General features: G+C 62.6%; 15 protein-coding genes. 8 read left to right on the top strand and 7 right to left on the bottom strand.

Going from position 1 to position 16,996, the window contains the following annotated elements:
* Window positions 1-555: 555 nt before the first annotated feature.
* From NMG80_RS05810 to NMG80_RS05800, 3 genes are all read right to left on the bottom strand, one after another.
* Window positions 556-861 carry a hypothetical protein gene (locus NMG80_RS05810; protein WP_095496525.1) on the bottom strand — a complete coding sequence of 102 codons (306 nt, stop codon included), beginning with the start codon at window positions 859-861 and terminating at the stop codon, window positions 556-558.
* 153 nt (window positions 862-1,014) lie between these two features.
* Window positions 1,015-1,821, bottom strand: a complete 807-nt coding sequence (locus tag NMG80_RS05805; protein ID WP_254017259.1) for a class I SAM-dependent methyltransferase — start codon at window positions 1,819-1,821, stop codon at window positions 1,015-1,017.
* Window positions 1,822-2,022: 201 nt separating this feature from the next.
* Entirely contained in the window at window positions 2,023-3,075 is a 1,053-nt protein-coding gene (locus NMG80_RS05800) for an acyltransferase family protein (protein WP_254017258.1), read from the bottom strand.
* Between the two features lie 306 nt (window positions 3,076-3,381).
* Between NMG80_RS05800 and NMG80_RS05795 the strand changes: the two genes are divergently transcribed.
* Both NMG80_RS05795 and NMG80_RS05790 read left to right on the top strand, forming a co-directional pair.
* The gene (locus NMG80_RS05795) at window positions 3,382-3,534 is read left to right on the top strand and encodes a hypothetical protein (RefSeq protein ID WP_254017257.1); all 153 of its coding nucleotides are present in this window, start codon (window positions 3,382-3,384) and stop codon (window positions 3,532-3,534) included.
* Window positions 3,531-3,932, top strand: coding sequence for a DCC1-like thiol-disulfide oxidoreductase family protein (locus tag NMG80_RS05790; RefSeq protein ID WP_254017256.1), 402 nt, complete (start codon window positions 3,531-3,533; stop codon window positions 3,930-3,932). Before NMG80_RS05795 ends, NMG80_RS05790 begins: the two co-directional genes overlap by 4 nt.
* 157 nt (window positions 3,933-4,089) lie before the next feature.
* On the opposite strand, the gene NMG80_RS05785 is transcribed toward NMG80_RS05790, so the two are convergent.
* The 4 genes from NMG80_RS05785 to NMG80_RS05770 all read right to left on the bottom strand — a co-directional run bounded on the left by NMG80_RS05785 (window position 4,090) and on the right by NMG80_RS05770 (window position 9,131).
* On the bottom strand, window positions 4,090-5,589 hold the full coding sequence (locus tag NMG80_RS05785) for an HTTM domain-containing protein (protein WP_254017255.1): 1,500 nt from the start codon (window positions 5,587-5,589) through the stop codon (window positions 4,090-4,092).
* Between the two features lie 274 nt (window positions 5,590-5,863).
* A complete protein-coding gene (locus tag NMG80_RS05780; protein ID WP_254017254.1) occupies window positions 5,864-6,055 on the bottom strand; it encodes a hypothetical protein in 192 nt (63 codons plus the stop codon).
* A gap of 370 nt (window positions 6,056-6,425) precedes the next feature.
* Window positions 6,426-7,700 (bottom strand): NAD(P)/FAD-dependent oxidoreductase, encoded by a 1,275-nt coding sequence (locus tag NMG80_RS05775; protein ID WP_254017253.1) that lies wholly within the window; start codon window positions 7,698-7,700, stop codon window positions 6,426-6,428.
* A gap of 42 nt (window positions 7,701-7,742) precedes the next feature.
* On the bottom strand, window positions 7,743-9,131 hold the full coding sequence (locus NMG80_RS05770; protein ID WP_254017252.1) for an aminotransferase-like domain-containing protein: 1,389 nt from the start codon (window positions 9,129-9,131) through the stop codon (window positions 7,743-7,745).
* 308 nt (window positions 9,132-9,439) lie between these two features.
* On the opposite strand from NMG80_RS05770, the gene NMG80_RS05765 reads away from it, so the two are divergent.
* The 6 genes from NMG80_RS05765 to NMG80_RS05740 form a co-directional block, all read left to right on the top strand.
* Window positions 9,440-10,609: an ABC transporter ATP-binding protein gene (locus NMG80_RS05765; protein ID WP_436798550.1), complete on the top strand. Its 1,170-nt coding sequence runs from the start codon at window positions 9,440-9,442 to the stop codon at window positions 10,607-10,609.
* 5 nt (window positions 10,610-10,614) lie between these two features.
* On the top strand, window positions 10,615-11,664 hold the full coding sequence (locus NMG80_RS05760) for an ABC transporter substrate-binding protein (protein WP_254017251.1): 1,050 nt from the start codon (window positions 10,615-10,617) through the stop codon (window positions 11,662-11,664).
* Window positions 11,665-11,669: 5 nt separating this feature from the next.
* The gene (locus tag NMG80_RS05755) at window positions 11,670-12,950 is read left to right on the top strand and encodes an ABC transporter permease (RefSeq protein WP_254017250.1); all 1,281 of its coding nucleotides are present in this window, start codon (window positions 11,670-11,672) and stop codon (window positions 12,948-12,950) included.
* Between the two features lie 2 nt (window positions 12,951-12,952).
* Window positions 12,953-13,777 carry an ABC transporter permease gene (locus tag NMG80_RS05750; RefSeq protein WP_254017249.1) on the top strand — a complete coding sequence of 275 codons (825 nt, stop codon included), beginning with the start codon at window positions 12,953-12,955 and terminating at the stop codon, window positions 13,775-13,777.
* 349 nt (window positions 13,778-14,126) lie between these two features.
* Entirely contained in the window at window positions 14,127-16,040 is a 1,914-nt protein-coding gene (gene ftsH, locus NMG80_RS05745; RefSeq protein ID WP_254017248.1) for an ATP-dependent zinc metalloprotease FtsH, read from the top strand.
* A gap of 203 nt (window positions 16,041-16,243) precedes the next feature.
* On the top strand, window positions 16,244-16,996 hold a 753-nt coding region (locus NMG80_RS05740; RefSeq protein WP_254017247.1), incomplete at its 3' end, for a site-specific integrase.

The raw sequence follows: 16,996 nt of genomic DNA, 5'->3' as shown, positions 1-16,996 counted from the left end.
CTCAGGAGGACACTGTGCTACGCCCGAGCCCGATCGAATGGCCCACCTGGCATGACGATCCCAGTCAGAGTGAGCAGCCGCGCGGCGGGCCGTTACGCCACGATATTACGCTCGCGCGCTATCTTGAGAAACAGCGGGCCTGCCGGGCATCAACGGTCCGCGGATTTGATCTCCGGACCACCGCGATCAACCTATGGCAGGCTGGTAGTGTATATCGCGCACGGCTTTTTCAGCTCTGGCGTCCCTTCCACCGGAGCGTCTGAGCAACGTTCCGACCAACGTATTGGACTTCTATCCGGCGGTATGGACCGCCGGTCAAATCGACCAGCCGCGCCGATGATCAGTTTTGTCGCCTGGGACAAGCTTGCTCGATTTCGCTGGAAACTGGGGCGCGTGCGAAAGATGCACCCGAACTGATTGAGGACATTGGGTTGACGCTGGCGCAAGTCGAGGCGGAGATCGCCAACTCGTTCTGGCGTCGGTGAGCACGACAGCGGGGTTCGGCTCGATCCCAATGCCTTTCTTACGGTGAAAAGCTCCCCTTCCCGCTCAGCCTCATATCCCCGATCCATCGAGCAGCGGAACATCTTCTTCGTCCCAGGGGCTCGGCATTGAACCCTTGCTCAGATTGGCTGTCGGCAGCGGCATCCAGCATTTCAGCTCGGGTTCGGCGTATTCAACCACGCGTCCGGGCGACGAGTCGGAAGCGCGCCAGCCTTCGCTGCCGAACTGGTCGGCTCGAGACCAGTAAGCCAGGTCGACTTCCGCCGGCCCCTGTTCCGACGGCCGAACCGTGACAAGGATTCGGCTGCCATCCCTTGGCGCGCTCGACATGTGACGCCACCGATCGGGCTCGTCCATCGTAATCTCCTCGCGCAATCTGCATCTCGGCTATCCAGACGAATAGTCGCTTCGCGCACAAGGCCGGTCAACCCGAACTTTGCGCCGGACAGCTCTTAGCCGAACAGCACAGTTTGCGGCCTGCCGGTCTGGCGCGACATGGCATGCCAGTCATCAGCCCACCTTCGCCTTGACTGCCCAGGCTCTCGTTTTCAGGGGAATGGACCCGCCCTCGCCGCGCGGCAGACTGTCGCGGAGCGTCTCCATCAATCTCTGGCGAGCTGCGGGTTCGAGACTCATGCAATAGCCGGGCGCCGGCCCCGCACCCAGGGTGAAGGGATGCCAATAGTCTTCAAAGTCCTTGAACACAGCGGGCATCTCAACCCTGGTGGACTCGATGGAAACAAGGCCCGCCTTCTCCGCAAGATCGGTCAGTCCATCTTGTGTGCAAAATGGAAAACGCCTGTCCTCGGTAAGGTCGATGGCACCGGGGTCAAGCGCCGTCGCAGCGGTCCAGAAGGCCCGCATGAATTCCACGCCGCCGCCAGGATAATCCCACACATAGAATCCAATCGTCGCTCCAGGGCGGGCCACTCGCCGCATCTCGGCAAGCGCCTTTTGCTTGTCGGGCACGAAGTTGAGAACAAGCGCCGACACGACCATGTCCTTGCTGCCCGATTCGACTGCCAAGGCCTGCGCGTCGCCTGCAAGAAACTCGACACGCTTGTCCGGCACGTTTGCACGCGCCTTGGCGAGAAAACCCTCAGATGGATCTATGGCCATCAGGCTCCTGGGGTTGCGGCGCGCCAGGATGGCTGCCGAGAGCGCCCCGGTTCCGCAACCCACCTCCAGCCAGTCCAGGCCCTCCGGCGGATCGAGCCAATTCAGGAAGGGTGGAGCGATCTGACGGCTCCATCGCCCCATATAGAGGTCGTAGCTATCCCCGGCCTGCCAGGCGTCGTGGCGCGTTGCCTCAGCCATCGCAATCTCTCCCCCGTCGGACCGCGAGAATACGCCCGCCGCCCTCGCGGGAACAGGGGGCCAGGAAGGTGTCCTGCCCGGAATCGTACTCGGATGCCGACACGCTCGCCCGAAACGGGCCGGTAAAGCAGACAAGCCGGGCGCTGGACGTCTCCGATCCGGAAGGAAACCGCTGCTGCCGTCACCCGGACGCGTTCGTGCTCAGCCTGCCCGGAAGGCGAGGCTCCGCCTCATCAGTTGGATGCTGAGCGAAAGGTCTCCGCTTCCGATGAACCAGGGAGACAGTATCCGGGACGATCTCAGGCCGCGATAGAGCAGATAGGGAAGTCCCAGCGACAGGGCGATCAGCGCCAACTCGGAAGACATTCCGAAGTCACGCAGCGTGAAATGAACGAACTGATGGACGAACATGATCACCAGGGAGGCCGCGCCGATTTCCGCCAACGGAGCGATGCGCAAGCTCGGCATCGCCATGAAGCGGATGAGGCCGAGGATAAAGGTCGAGATCGCCAGTGCAACGAGCAGGCCGAGAAGTGGGGGGCCGAAGATGGCGTTCTTCATGCTGAAGGTAAAGTCGGACCCCGTCCGCGCCGCCGCGAGCGCGACCCCGGCAACCGCCACGACAAACACCGCCGACCACAGCGCGCTCATGCCGCGTTCGCGCAGGAAATGTCCGAACCAGAACGCGCCGATGGCGAGCGGCACGTTCGTCAGAGCTAGCGGCGCGCGCACCTCCTGCCAATAGGTCTGGATTGAATAGGCGAGGCCGACGGATGCGCCGACGAAGATCAGCATGCCGGGATCGGTCGGCCCGCTGGTCCTGATCGCGACCTCGTTGTAGACAAGTTGCGTGGCGACAAGGCAGGTGACGAACCAGAACACGCCGAGTTCGCGCGTCAGGTGCCGTCCGCCCAGCAGGGCGTCGGTGATGAGTTCCCTGATCTGCCAGGGCGCCGGGGTGTCGCCGCGCAACAAGTCCACAACGAGCACGCTCGCCATGATCGCGCCAAGAAACATCACATAAGGGATGAGCAGGCCCTGGGCGCGCTTCCCGAAAAGCGCCTTCCTCTCCGTGACGGCAAAAAGGTAGCCGGATATGATGAAGAAGAACGGCATGAAGAAGAGCGATGTCGCAAAGTAAATCGGGTGCGCCCATCGCCAGGTGCTGTGGTCGAGGACGTGGGCCATGACGACGAGGGTGATTCCCAAGCCCTTGGCGGTATCCAGCCAGGTCTCACGTAGGGGCAGGTTCAACTTCAGCGTTTCCTGGATACGGCCTATTGGCCGGCCCGGTCCTTCGGTTTCGATGGCGATTGTGCATCGCATCATACTTTGTGGCAAGTGCGAATTGGCTCGGAGATCCCGGATCGCCGATCGAAATTGCCGCCGACGCAATGGCACATACAGTCGGCGAAATTCAGCATTTCGCTTGATTTTCCGCCGATCTTCACCCATTGTTGCGCTGCACAATATCGGGTTTGACGTCGGATAGACCAGGTCCGATTCAAGCAGCAAAGGACCAGGATGCTTCGCGACTTGTCCGCCTACAAGAAAATGTTGATGCTCGGCATTGTCGGGCTGGTGCTCGTCGCCATCCTCGACGCCTTCAGCAACCTGCCCGTCATCTCCGGCTGCGCGTTCTACGGCAATTGCGCGATCGATGGCTCCGTAGAAGCACCGATCGAGCACAGTCAGGATCCGACGGTGCAATGAAGCCACCCGGCAAAACGGCGCTCATCGTCTATGACGGCGACTGCATCTTCTGCCAGAGCTATGTCCGCTTTGCCCGGCTGCGCGACGCGGTCGGTCCTGTCGAGTTGCTCGACGCGCGCTCCGGCGACCCGCGCGTTGTCGGGTTTCAGCGCCAGGGCCTCGACCTCAACGAGGGCATGCTCTTCGTTTTCGAGGACCGCGTCTACCACGGCGAGGAAGCTATCAATCTCCTGGCGATCCTCAGTTCCTCTTCGACGCTTTTCGGCTGGCTCAACCGCAGGATTCTCTCAAACAGGACGGCGGCGCGCCTGATCTATCCGGCGCTCAAGCTCGGACGCCGGGCCACCCTGAGGCTTCGCGGCCGCTCGCTCATCCCTGCCGACCTCGAACGGCGCTAAAGCACGTCGCCCAAAAGCATGCCCTCGGGCCTGGCCCGAGGCCGCGCAGCGGTTTCGCGATAACGACGAGCGACGCGCTTGGACATTTCCCGGCGAAATGGATGGCTTAAGTCGACTGCCCGGCGAAATCTATCCGTTTCATTCGCGAGAGCGGCGCTCAGTGGGTGCAGGCCTTCGGCCGCTCGAAATCCACCAACTTGAACATAAGCAATTTGCGTTCGAGAAGGTTGGGCATTTCGCCCGCCAAGGTCGCCGCCGTGGCGCGGGTAATCGTCTCGCCATCCTTCACGTAGGTCACCCAAGCCTCCGGCTTCCGGCGCAGTTGTTTCTTGAGATCGAGGAGGACGTGGTAATTGCCCGCCCGCGACTGCCGCACGAGATGAGGCTCCGAGGAATCAACGATCTTCACCACCTCGTTCTGATAGTTGAACAGGTATGGTGGTTTGGGAAAGAGCAGATGGTTGGTCTGGCCGGCTTCCGTGTGCAGATTGCTGAACATGTTGATGGAACTCTCCGTCTTGAGCCCGACATAGGGTGACAGGCAGGAGAGGAAGAACAAGCCCGGCACCAAATAGACCCAGAGCGGCTGGCGCGGCGAGGAAGCGGTCTTGCAAGGCAGGTTCTGCAGAGCCACATGGGCCAGCACGACCATCGCCGCGCCGCCCACTACCGCCCAAATGAGGATCCAGACGGAGTGGACCATCATGTCGAAGGAGCGCCCGGGAAAAGCATAGGTGAGCAGAATGACGAGAGTGATGGCGAACAGCATCACGGCCGCGCCCGGCAGCAAGATCCCGACCCGCCCGAACATCTCGCGCAGCGGATTGGTAAACTCCAGCGAGGTGCGATAGAGCGCCTCGCTGGCGGGCGTGGGGATGCTCAGCACATACAGCGCGAACACCAGGCTGGAAAAGTCCATGTACCAGGAATAGGCCGAGATCGGGATCACGTAATGGAAGACGAGTGCGAGGATGAACCCCACGGCGAAATAGCGCTTCCAGTAGAGAGACACGATCGCGATCGCCTCAATGACGAAGGTGGCGAAGATCGCAAGATACCGGCCAAACAGATTGTCATCGAGGCCGAACGGTCGAGCCAGCGGAGCGTAGAGGCCCACCGCGCAACTCACGGAAGGATCGAGGAAATCAGTATTGATCTTGTGGAAGATGCCGTAGAAATACATGATGGCGAGCAGCGACCGGGCGACGATCCGGATCTGCTGATAAAGGTCCATCCGGGCCAGTGCGTCGCCGCGGCCGGCGGCCCGCAGATAGAGCACTGCTGCGCTGAGCAGGATCGCCCCGTTCATCACCGCCGTGATCGTCTTGTTGTTCGAAGCGACCGGCATGCGCAGTGCGTACAGCACAAGCGATACCATCACGAGCCCGATCAAAAACTCGGTTCGCCTCGGGTACAGCAGAAGTAGCAGGCTGAACAGGACGACCGACCAGCTCAGAGCGGCAAAAAGCGGCCCTTTGTAGCCAAGCATCGCGTAGATGTCACCGGCGATACTGAAGATCGCCGCCATTGCCCAGAAAGGGGTAAATGCGGTCAACCCGTCAAATGTATCGTCCCGACCGCTGACTTTCGTGATTTTGCCGCGACCAACGTTCCATAACGGCGTCGCGCTTGAGTACTGCGGCTGCCCAATAAACACCAGTTAAGCCCCCTCAAGTTCCCCTGCAGGTTCTTTTGGCGTCCAACTGGGGACGGCTTGCCGCCTTCGGAACCGCTGCTCTATGTTGCACTGCAACATCAGCACGGGCGCAGATAGGAGTCAATCCGGCGTTGTCGGTAGCTCCGCCTACCGAGCATCAGCCATTGGGAGAGGGTACGGCGGACCCGGCGCGGAATGCGTTTAAATTGAACTGGCCATTCCCCCTCCATTTGTTTCGCCCGCGACTGCATGGCGCCGCGCTTTAGGAGTTCGCTCACTGTCGCTGTCTTGCCGTTCTGGGAAATTCCACCACGTCCGCGGGCGGACGCTTGTACTGGGCTGCGACAATTGCATCGATCAGGATGTCCAGGGCGGCGCGAGCCGCGCTGCTCGTCTCGTCATCGCCGCGCAAATAGTGGCAGGCTCGTTCAAGATGGAGGTGGGCTGCGGCAAAGTCGCTAGTCATGGATTCTCCTTCTGCCCGCCGTTCGACAAGCATGGCCCAATTCGATTTACCCAAAGGCGAACATCCACAGCTGGATTTGAATCAAATATGACCGGTTAACCAGATCTTCAGCACCTCGAGGCGACCTTGCGGCTGCGGACATGTGTTGAGTTCCGCCTCAGGCAACAGACCCGCTCCGGAGACCGGGGCGGGTTTTTGCTTGAATGGTGCCGAATGCCTATCCAATACTCACGCGCTGCGCTAAAGCGCGTCGCGTTTGACCGGCCTCATGCGACGCGCTTTAGGTGTTGTTTATGCATGTCGTCGTTATCGCAAAACCGCTGCACACTTTTGCGCGAACATGCATCACCGCGGCGGAGCCGACGTACCGTCAAGCACTGAAGCGGTCCGCCGCAAAGGGCGCGAGGCAGTCAGGATCGCCGCGTCCGGCAATCAGGTCGGCGACCATGCGGGCCGTGATCGGCGCCAGAGTGAGGCCGAGATGCCCATGACCGAAGGCATGGATCACCCTATGGCTGCCACGCGATCGACCGATGACCGGCCGAGAATCGGGCAGCGACGGCCGGAACCCGAGCCATTCGGATGAAGGCCGACCGAGTTGGGGAAAGAACTGCCTGACGCCGCGATCAAGCAGCGCCAGCCGGCGCGGATTTGCCGGCGCTGCAAGCCCGCCGAGCTCGACTGTTCCTGCGACACGCAGCCGGCCGGTCATCGGCGTCATATAGAATCCGAGATCGACAGGGCAGACCGGACGACTGAGCAAAGGCGTTTCGGTCGGGAATTCGAGATGATAACCGCGCTCGGTTTCGAGCGGGATCCTGTCGCCGGCCTGCATGGCCAACACCCGCGATTGCGCGCCCGCGGCGATCACCACCGTGTTTGCCTTGACGCGAAGGCCGGAACCGCTGAGCCTGACACCGTCCGCCTCGACCCGCAGCCTGGTTACAGCAGCCTGCGCCACCGACACGCCGCGAGCGGTCGCGGCATCGAGCAGCCGCCGCATCAGTGTCTTGGGATCGGTGACATTCATGGAGTCCGGGAAATACAAACCGCTGGCCCCGATCGGAGGCAAGGCGGTCTCCAGCGCTGCCACCTCTTCCGGCGTCAGAACGTCTTGATGGACGCCAAATCCCGCGCGCAGCGCCCTGCCCCCAGCGGCCTTGGCAAAATCGCTTTCGCGACGATACAGGTAGAGACAGCCGTTGCGGCGCAGCAGGTCGGCCACATCGGCCTCCTTCACCATCTCCTCCCAGGCCGGCAGGGCCTCGGCCAGAAGGCCGGCGAGCGCCAGCGCATTGGCACGGGTGGCCGCCGGAAGCGATTGCCGCACGAAGCGGACCAGCCAGGGCGCAAGCTGGAAAAACGCTGTCCAGCGCAAGGCGAAAGGGCTGGCAGGATCGAAAAGCAGTTTTGGCAGCTGGCGCAGCAGGGCCGGATTGCCAACCGGCATGCAGGCATATTCGGCGAGCGTTCCGGCGTTGCCGAACGAGGCGCCGGAGCCGGGCTCGTTGGGGTCGATGAGCAGCACCTCGCGCCCCTCGGCCGCAAGCCGGAGTGCCGTTGCCAAACCGACAATGCCAGCGCCGACTATGGCGATTTCGGTCGTTTCAGATATTGCCACCGCCGTATCTTCTTGTTTGACCATGATCTTTTCCGAAAACTGGTTCCCACTTTTCGAGATCACGGTCTAGACAAAGCCAGGCAATTGCAGATGCCCGGCCGCGAGCAGTTCAGCCATTGTGTTCAGGGCCGTGCGCAGATCGTCGAGCGAGCGCGCGGCGCCGACATTGATGCGCACGCCGTGCTGCACCGGCTCGCGCCCAACCGCGAAGGCATCGCCGGGGAGGACGGCAACGCCACGTTCCAGGCAGGTGCGGGCGAAACCCGCGCCCCGCCACGGCTCGGGAAGGCGCAGCCAGGCATGGGTCGAGGTGGCATGGCTCTGGACATCGTAGCGGCCGAGGATCTCGCTCAGCACCGCCTGGCGCTGGCGCAGCTCCTGCTTCTGGGCTTCGATGATACGCGCCGCCGCGCCCTCCTCTATCAGCCGCGCGCCGATCAGCGCCGTCAAAGGACTGATGCTCCAGCAGTTGATGCGCAAAGCCGCGGCGACCTGGCCGGCTATGGCGCGTGGCGCGATCACAAAACCGAGGCGCAGTCCTGGGGCAAGGCATTTCGACAGGGCGCCGATGTGAACCGTCAATTCGGGCTCGAGGCTAGCAAGCGACGGCGGCGGATTGTCCGCCAGCGGCCGGTAGACGTCGTCCTCGATGATGAGGACGTTGTGGCGACGGGCGACAGTCACCAGCTCGTGCCGGCGCTCCTCGCCCAGTGTGATGGTGGTCGGGTTGTGCAGGGTCGGCACCAGGAAGACCGCGCGCGGGCGGAGCTGCGCGCAGGCCGCCTCGAACGCGTCGGCCCGCATGCCGCCACGGTCCATTGCCACGCCTCTGAGATCTAACCCATGCACCCGGCACAGTGCATTGATGCCCTGATAGGTCACTTCGTCGGCGAGCATGACCTCGCCCTGTCTGGTCACCGCGCCAAGCACACAATCCAGCCCATGCTGGGCGCCGGCCGCCAGCACCACCCGGCCGGGATCGCCATCGCCGGCCACCGGCCGCATCCATTCGGCGATTGCTTCTCTCGCCCACAGCGGCCCCTCGGGTGGGTGATAGTCCTGAAGCGCGGTGTAGTGCCGGTCCTTGGCCAGGCGCGGCAACAGCAGCGCCAGGGCATCGAGATAGGCCGAGGTTGCGGGCCGGTTGACGGAAAGGTCGATGACGCCGGTGTCGTCGCTCGGCGCCGACACGAAACCCGGCCTGTCGCCGGCGTCGCGGGCAGCGACCGTGGTGCCGCGTCCAGGCCGCGCTTCGAGCAGTCCGCGCTGCTGCAGCGTCGACAGCGCGCGCGTCACCGTGGTGACATTGATGCCAAGTGCGCGGGCAATCTCGCGCTGCGGCGGCAGCCGGTCTCCAACTGCAAGCGTGCCGGCCGTAATCCGTTCGGCAATAGCGTCAGCAAGGCGCCGGTAGACCGGGCCTTCATCCGAGGCGAGTTGCAGGTCCTGAAGCATGCGGATTGGCGGTTTCGGTGTTGACGCTCTGGCTACCGGCGCATCTAGCATAAGACAATGCTCCGGACAATAGCACTTGTCCGGGACATGTTTTCAAAATCCGGCTAAAAATCTCACACAATCCCGAAGAAAGCCGCTTGACGGGCAAACTTGTCTGCATCTATGGTTCTTTAGCGACTGATTGTGTGAGCATACAAGTTTGGTTTGCCGCCCTTGCGCGGCCAGCGTCATGCGGACCGACACATGAACGGCAAGCACCCCCTCGTTTCTACAAGCGGCCTCCGCGACCGCTCGACGGATTCCCGCCGGTGATCGCCGAAGCGGCAGCCCTGTCGGCCGGCAGTGCCACTCCAACACCGGGCGCCGATGCCGGCGGCCAAGGGTTTGTCGAGTTCGTCGATGTCGAGAAATCCTATGACGGCCGCACGTTCGCGGTGACACGGCTGAACCTCGATGTCGCGCGCGGCGAGTTCCTGACGCTTCTCGGGCCTTCCGGCTCGGGCAAGACGACGACGCTCAACATGCTTGCCGGGTTCGAACGGCCGACCAGCGGCGTCATTACGCTTGAAGGCCGGTCGGTCGACAGGCTGCCGCCCTACGAACGCAACATCGGCATGGTGTTCCAGAACTACGCGCTGTTTCCGCACATGAGCGTCGAGGAGAACGTCGCCTTCCCGCTCTCGGTCCGCAAGATCACCAAGGTGGACGTTGCATCCCGCGTCGGCCGCGCGCTCGACATGGTGCGGCTGCGGCAGTTCGGCGACCGGCGGCCGGCACAGCTTTCCGGCGGCCAGCAGCAGCGTGTCGCGCTTGCCCGCGCGCTGGTGTTCGAGCCGAGCCTGGTGCTGATGGACGAGCCGCTCGGCGCGCTCGACAAGAAGCTGCGCGAGCATATGCAGATCGAGATCAAGCAGCTGCACACGATGCTCGGCGTCACCATCGTCTATGTGACGCACGACCAGAGCGAGGCGCTGACCATGTCGGACCGCGTTGCCGTGTTCAACAATGGCGGGATTGCCCAGCTCGGTTCGCCTGATGATCTCTACAACATGCCGGAGAGCTCGTTCGTCGCAAGCTTCATCGGTGAGAACAACACGCTGGAAGGCAAGGTCGAGCGCATCTCCGGCAAGGAGTGCCGCGTCGCGCTGGACGGCGGCGGTTCGGTAACCGCGCTGGCTGTCGGGGTCACGGAGGGCGCGGCCTGCCATGTTGCCATCCGCCCGGAGCGGCTGAAGCTTGCGCCCGCTTCGAACGGAGCAAATGCGCTACCCGCCACGGTCGACGGCCGCATCTACCTCGGCGACCACCAGCGTCTTCTGACCAAGCTTGAAAACGGACAAGTGCTGACCGTCAAGGTCGGCCCCGAAGCGACTATGGGCAATGGGGAAGCGGTCACGGTTTCCTGCGCGCCCAACGACTGCCGTGCCTTTCCGGCCGATGCCGGAACGGGCGGTTCCATCTCGAAAACAGGGGAATAAGAACAATGAAAATCACAAAAGCCCGGCTGTTCGCTTTCGCGGCAGCCACAGCATTCATCACCATGGGAAATGCCGCCTTCGCCGACGAACTTTCGATCATGGCCAGCGGCGGCGCCTGGCAGGATGCCCAGCGCAAGGCATGGTTCGAGCCGTTCAGCAAGGAGACCGGGATCAAGATCGTTGAGCAGGAATATCTTGGCGATCTCGGCAAGGTCAAAGCGATGGTCGACACCGGCAACGTGCCGATCGATCTGGTGACGGTCGAGACCGCGACCGTGCTGCAGGGTTGCGACGCGGGCATTCTCGAGCGGCTCGACTATTCCAAGATCGCCCCTCGCGAAAAATTCATCGAAGGCTCGGCACTCGACTGTGGCGTCGGCCTCGACGCCTATGGCGACATCCTTGCCTATGATCCCAACGTGCTGAAGGGGGCGCCAACCTCGGTGCTCGACATCTTCGACACGACCAAGTTTCCGGGCAAGCGCGCGATGCGCAAGTTCCCGGCGCAGAATTTGGAATGGGCGCTGATGGCCGATGGTGTCGCGCCGGCCGATGTTTACGAGGTGCTGGCAACACCCGAAGGCGTCGACCGCGCTTTCAAGAAGCTCGACACGATCAAGAAAGATATCGTCTGGTGGGATGCCGGCGCACAGCCGCCGCAGCTCCTCGCATCCAAGGAAGTGGTGATGACCACCGCCTGGAACGGCCGTATCCAGAACGCCATCGACAAGGACGGGGCGCCGTTCAAGATCGTCTGGAACAACCAGATCCTCGAATATGACATGATCGCCATTCCGAAGGGCGCCAAGAGCCCGGATTTGGCCTACAAGTACCTTGCCTATATCAGCCAGCCGGAAATCAACGCCAGGCTCGCCAGCTACATCACCTACGGGCCGGTGCGCATCGATGCGGCTTCCTTCGTCGCGCCGGACGCCCTGCCGAAATTGCCGAACGCACCTGACCACCTGACCGCTTATCTGGTCGCTGACACCGAATTCTGGGGCGACTATGGCGAGGATCTGGTCAAGCGTTTCAACGCCTGGCTCGCGCAGTAGGGAAAATGTCGGCGCTTGAGCCCACGAAACTGGACCAGCCGCGGCCAAGCCGCGACTGGTCGGCCGCCGACACCGGCACAGCAAAGTCGGTCGCGGCAGCGCTTCGCCGCGCCGATCTCGGCGACCGCCTGCGATCGCTGGCGCTGGCGGCACCTTTGCTTGTGCTCCTGGCGCTGAGCTTCGGCATCCCGATCGTCCTGCTTCTGTCGCGCGCCGTCTATGATCCGACGATTGCCAACGCCTTACCGCAGACCAGCCAGGCATTGCGCGGCTGGAACGGCACGGGACTGCCCGACGATGCTGCGTTCCTGGCCCTTGCCGCCGACCTCCGGAGCAATCAGGCCAAGGGCACCGCCTACGAACTCGCCAAGAGCCTGAACGCCCGCCTGCCCGGTGCACGCAGCCAAATGCTCAAGACGGTGCGCCAACTGGAGGCCGCCGACAGGCCACCGCTAGAGGTGATGAAAGCGGTGCCGTTCTGGTCGGCGCCGGGCACATGGCCGGTCATCGAGAGCGGCACCCATAGCGTGACGTCGTTCTACCTGCTGAGCGCGCTTGATCTGCGCTGGAATGCCGATGGCGGCATCGAAAGGGTGCCACCCGAACAGGCGATCTTCGTACAGGTGTTCATGCGCACATTCTTCGTCGCCGCAGCGGTGATGCTGGCCACGCTGGTACTGGGCTTCCCCCTCGCTTATCTCATCGCCTCCGTGCCCAAGGGCCTCGCCGCCGTCCTCATCGTCGCGGTGCTGTTGCCGTTCTGGACGTCGATCCTAGTGCGAACTGCGGCCTGGACGGTGCTCCTGCAGAAATTCGGCCTGGTCAACGACCTGCTGCTGTGGCTCGGCGCCGCCGACGACCGACTCGACCTGATGTACAGCCGCATCGGACTGATCATCGCGATGACCCACATCCAGCTGCCGTTCACGCTGCTGCCGATTTACAGCGTCATGCGCACCATCCAGCCTTCGCAGATGAAGGCAGCCTATTCGCTCGGCGCAAAACCTTTTACCGCGTTCCGCCGCGTCTACCTTCCACAGGTCTTTCCGGGCGTGATGGCCGGCTGTCTGCTCACCTTCATCCTCTGCCTCGGCTATTACATCACGCCGGCGCTGATCGGCGGCGCCAGCGACCAGCTGATCAGCAATTTCATCGCCAGCTATGTCAATGTAGAACTCAACTGGGAGATGGCGGCGGCGCTCAGCTTCATCCTGCTCGTCTTCACCCTGGCGCTGTTCGGCATCTTCGCCCGCATCCTCGGCCTCGACCGCCTCAAGCTGGTGTAGCCATGTTGCTGTCTCCCTATCCGACGACAGGCGAAAGAATCCGCATCACCCTGCTCTGGCTGTGGTGCGGGTTGGTGATCCTGTTCCTCCTCGTGCCGATCCTCATTCCCGTTCCCTTGTCGTTCAACAGCGGCGCCTTCTTCATCTTTCCGCTGGAGGGAATTTCGACGCGCTGGTACGAGGTCGTGCTTGGAACCCAGCGCTGGCAAGCAGCAATCGGCAACAGCCTGATCGTTGCGTTCGGGACGACGCTGATCGCAACGATACTCGGCACATTGACGGCTATTGCGCTTTCCGACGAAAAGTTTCCCGGCCGCCGCATTGTCATGCCGCTGCTGCTATCGCCACTGATCGTGCCGGTGGTGATCACCGCCGTCGGCTCGTATCTGTTCTACGCCCGTGTCGGCCTCGCCAGCAGCTATGCCGGCATCATCCTGGCGCATACCGCGCTCGCCAGTCCGTTTGTCGTTGTCACGGTGGGAGCGAGCCTCACCGGCTTCGACCGCAATCTGATGCGCGCCGCCGCCATCTCCGGAGCAAGGCCCATTACATCATTCTTCAGGGTGATGCTGCCGCTGATCTTGCCCGGCGTGCTGTCAGGGGCCGCCTTCGCCTTCGTTACGTCGTTCGACGAGGTCGTAGTGGCGCAGTTCCTGGCCAGCGCCAATCAGCGCACCATGCCGCTCGAAATGTTCATTGGCCTACGCGAGAAGCTGAGCCCGGCAATCACCGCCGCCGCGACGTTGATGATGGCACTGTCGATCGTGCTGCTCGTCGTCGCCAATCTTCTGGCCCGCCGTGGCAAGCAGCGACCACGCATCGATTAGGAATTGTACGGCGGTCGGCCCGGCCCTCTATAGGTCTGCGCGGCGCGGCCAGATTTCCATTCGCAAAGTGGATAGGCTGCGATCGCTGGCTTGCGAGTGCAACGCCGCCGTCAGCCACCATTTCAACGATGTGCTAAAGGGCGTGTATCCGGCGGAGCACTAGACGGATTTACTGATCTACAACCCGGCATGCGAGAATGACCCGTCTCCGGGAACGGCAGGCCGGGCGATCCGATCTCAACTGGCCCGTCGGATGTCCCCGGACCGGCTTTTTTGTGCTTCGGCCTCATTGACCCGGATGCCGTGGCGGTTCGGCGACCTACATCGATATGACGCTGGAGGACACGCCATGGACATGAGCAACAGGAAGACGCAGTTCAATATCTGGTACTGGATCGCCGCCTTCGCGGTGCTGATGATTTTCCAATATGTCTACACCGCCACGCAGCACGTCGCGCAGATTCCCTATAGTCAGTTTGAGACCCTGCTACGCGACGGCAAGATCGCCGACGTGCAGGTTTCCGATCGCTTCATCCAGGGCCGCTTCAAGGAGCCGCAGGACGGGAAGCCGCTATTCATTACCACGCGCGTCGAGCCGAATCTGGCGCGGCAGCTGCAGGAGCACGGCGTCACCGTCACTGGCCAGATCGAAAGCACTTTCCTGAGCGACCTGCTCTCCTGGATCGTCCCGATCGTCGTCTTCTTTGGCTTGTGGATGCTGCTGATGAGACGAATGGGTGGTGGCATGGGCGGTTTGATGCAAATCGGCAGGAGCAAGGCCAGGGTCTATGTCGAGGCCAATACCGGCGTCAAATTCGAGGACGTGGCGGGTGTCGATGAGGCCAAGGCCGAGTTGCAGGAGATCGTGGATTTCTTGAAAAGCCCGCAGGAATACGGCCGTCTTGGCGGGCGCATGCCCAAGGGCGTGCTGCTGGTCGGACCGCCCGGCACCGGCAAGACACTGCTCGCGAAAGCCGTTGCAGGCGAGGCAAAAGTTCCGTTCTTCTCGATCTCGGGCTCAGAATTCGTCGAGATGTTCGTGGGCGTCGGCGCCGCCCGGGTGCGCGACCTGTTTGAGCAGGCACGCGCCAAAGCCCCGGCGATCATCTTCATCGACGAACTCGACGCGCTGGGCCGCGCCCGCGGTGCGGGCCCGATGATGGGCGGCCACGACGAGAAGGAGCAGACGCTCAATCAACTCCTGGTCGAGCTCGATGGTTTCGATCCGAAAATCGGCGTCGTGCTGCTCGCCGCGACGAACCGCCCCGAAATCCTTGACCCGGCACTTCTTCGCGCAGGCCGTTTCGATCGGCAGGTGCTGGTCGATCGGCCGGACAAGCAAGGTCGCGTCCAGATACTCCAGGTCCACATGAAGAAGGCCAAGCTGGCGGCGGATGTCGATGCCGAAAAAGTCGCCGCGCTGACGCCGGGTTTTACCGGCGCCGACCTCGCCAACCTGGTCAATGAGGCGACCCTGCTTGCCACGCGCCGGAGGGCGGATGTCGTCACGATGGACGATTTCAACAATGCGGTCGAGCGCATAGTGGCCGGGCTTGAGAAACGCAACCGGCTGTTGAACCCGAGGGAACGCGAGGTCGTCGCCTATCACGAAATGGGCCATGCGCTGGTAGCCATGGCGCTGCCCGGAGTGGATCCCGTGCACAAAGTATCGATCATCCCGCGCGGCGTCGGCGCGTTGGGCTACACGATCCAGCGGCCGACCGAGGACCGATTCCTCATGACGCGCGAGGAACTGGAGAACAAGATGGCGGTGCTGCTCGGCGGCAGGGCGGCCGAGCAAGTCGTGTTCGGGCATCTGTCCACGGGGGCCGCCGATGACCTGGCCAAAGTGACCGATATCGCCCGCGCCATGGTGACGCGTTACGGCATGTCAGAAAAGCTCGGCCATGTGGCGCTGGAAAAGGACCTGCGCTCCTTCCTGAGCCCCAACCCACTCGCCGGCGGTCCGCGCGAGCACGATTACGGCGAGGCCACCGCCGAGGCTATCGACGAGGAGGTTCGCAGCATCGTCGATTCGGCTTTCGCGCGAACCGTCGGGCTCCTCACTGAGCGACGGGATCTGCTGGAAAAGACGGCGCGCAAACTGCTCGAAATCGAGACGCTCAGTGAGGCCGAGCTCGCATCGCTCGTCGGAAACGTCTCGGCACCGGATCGCACGGAGGCATCCGAACCGCAATCGGGGAAGCGACCGATACGACGAGGCAAGGCTGCGGCTACAAACTTCTCGCGCCGGGCCGAGTGACGCATCGCCGATCTCGACGCTGCCTCCGCGGGTGACCCGTTCCCCAGTGGCATAGTGTCGCTGCCAATCACCGAGATGATCGCCTAGGCAATCATGATTGAACTAAACCGCTGCCGCGGTAGCTGATGCGGGGTCTGGCCTGAGGAGGCCCCTGTCTGAGAAGATTTGGTGTCGAGCCAACCTTCCAGACAGGAGAACCCCAGATGGCCCAGATAAGCCCTCTGCGTCAGCGGATGATTGAAGATCTGACGATCCGCAATTTGTCACCGGAGACCCAGCGATCCTACGTGCATCACGTGGCGAAGTTCAGTCGATTTTTTGGACGATCACCCGATCAACTGGGATACGAAGAGGTGCGCGCCTATCAGGCCCACTTAGTGGGCCGAAGGGTCTCGTGGGGCGCGTTGAACCAGACCGTTTGCGCCTTGCGTTTCTTCTACGGCGTGACGCTGGGTCGATCTGATCTGCCTGAGCGGATCGCTTACGCCCGGACGCCGCGCAAGTTGCCGGTCGTGCTGAGCGCCGATGAGGTGGTCGGCTTTCTGCAGGCCGTGAAGGGGACGAGGAACCGGGTCGCTCTGATGACCACCTATGCGGTGGGCTTACGCGCCGCGGAGGCGGCGCGTCTGCAGGTGACGGACATCGATAGCAGCCGGATGATCATTCGCATCGAGCAAGGCAAGGGCGGCAAGGACCGCTATGTGATGCTGTCGCCGCAGCTGCTGGAGATTTTGCGCGTCTATTGGGTGACCAAGCCGGGACGATGGCTGTTTCCCCGGCGCGATGGCCGCGGCCCGATCCATCCACAGACCTTGGGGATCGCCTGTCGAGCAGCCTGCGAGTTCCTGGGCGTTGAGAAGCGGGTGACGGTGCACACCCTTCGCCACAGCTTCGCCACCCACCTTTTGGAAGCCGGCACGGACATAAGGATCATCCAGGTCCTGCTCAAAACAACG

This window comes from Mesorhizobium escarrei (assembly GCF_935825525.1).
Classification (GTDB): Bacteria; Pseudomonadota; Alphaproteobacteria; order Rhizobiales; family Rhizobiaceae; genus Mesorhizobium; species Mesorhizobium escarrei.
This window is presented reverse-complemented; position numbering and strand designations above follow the sequence as displayed.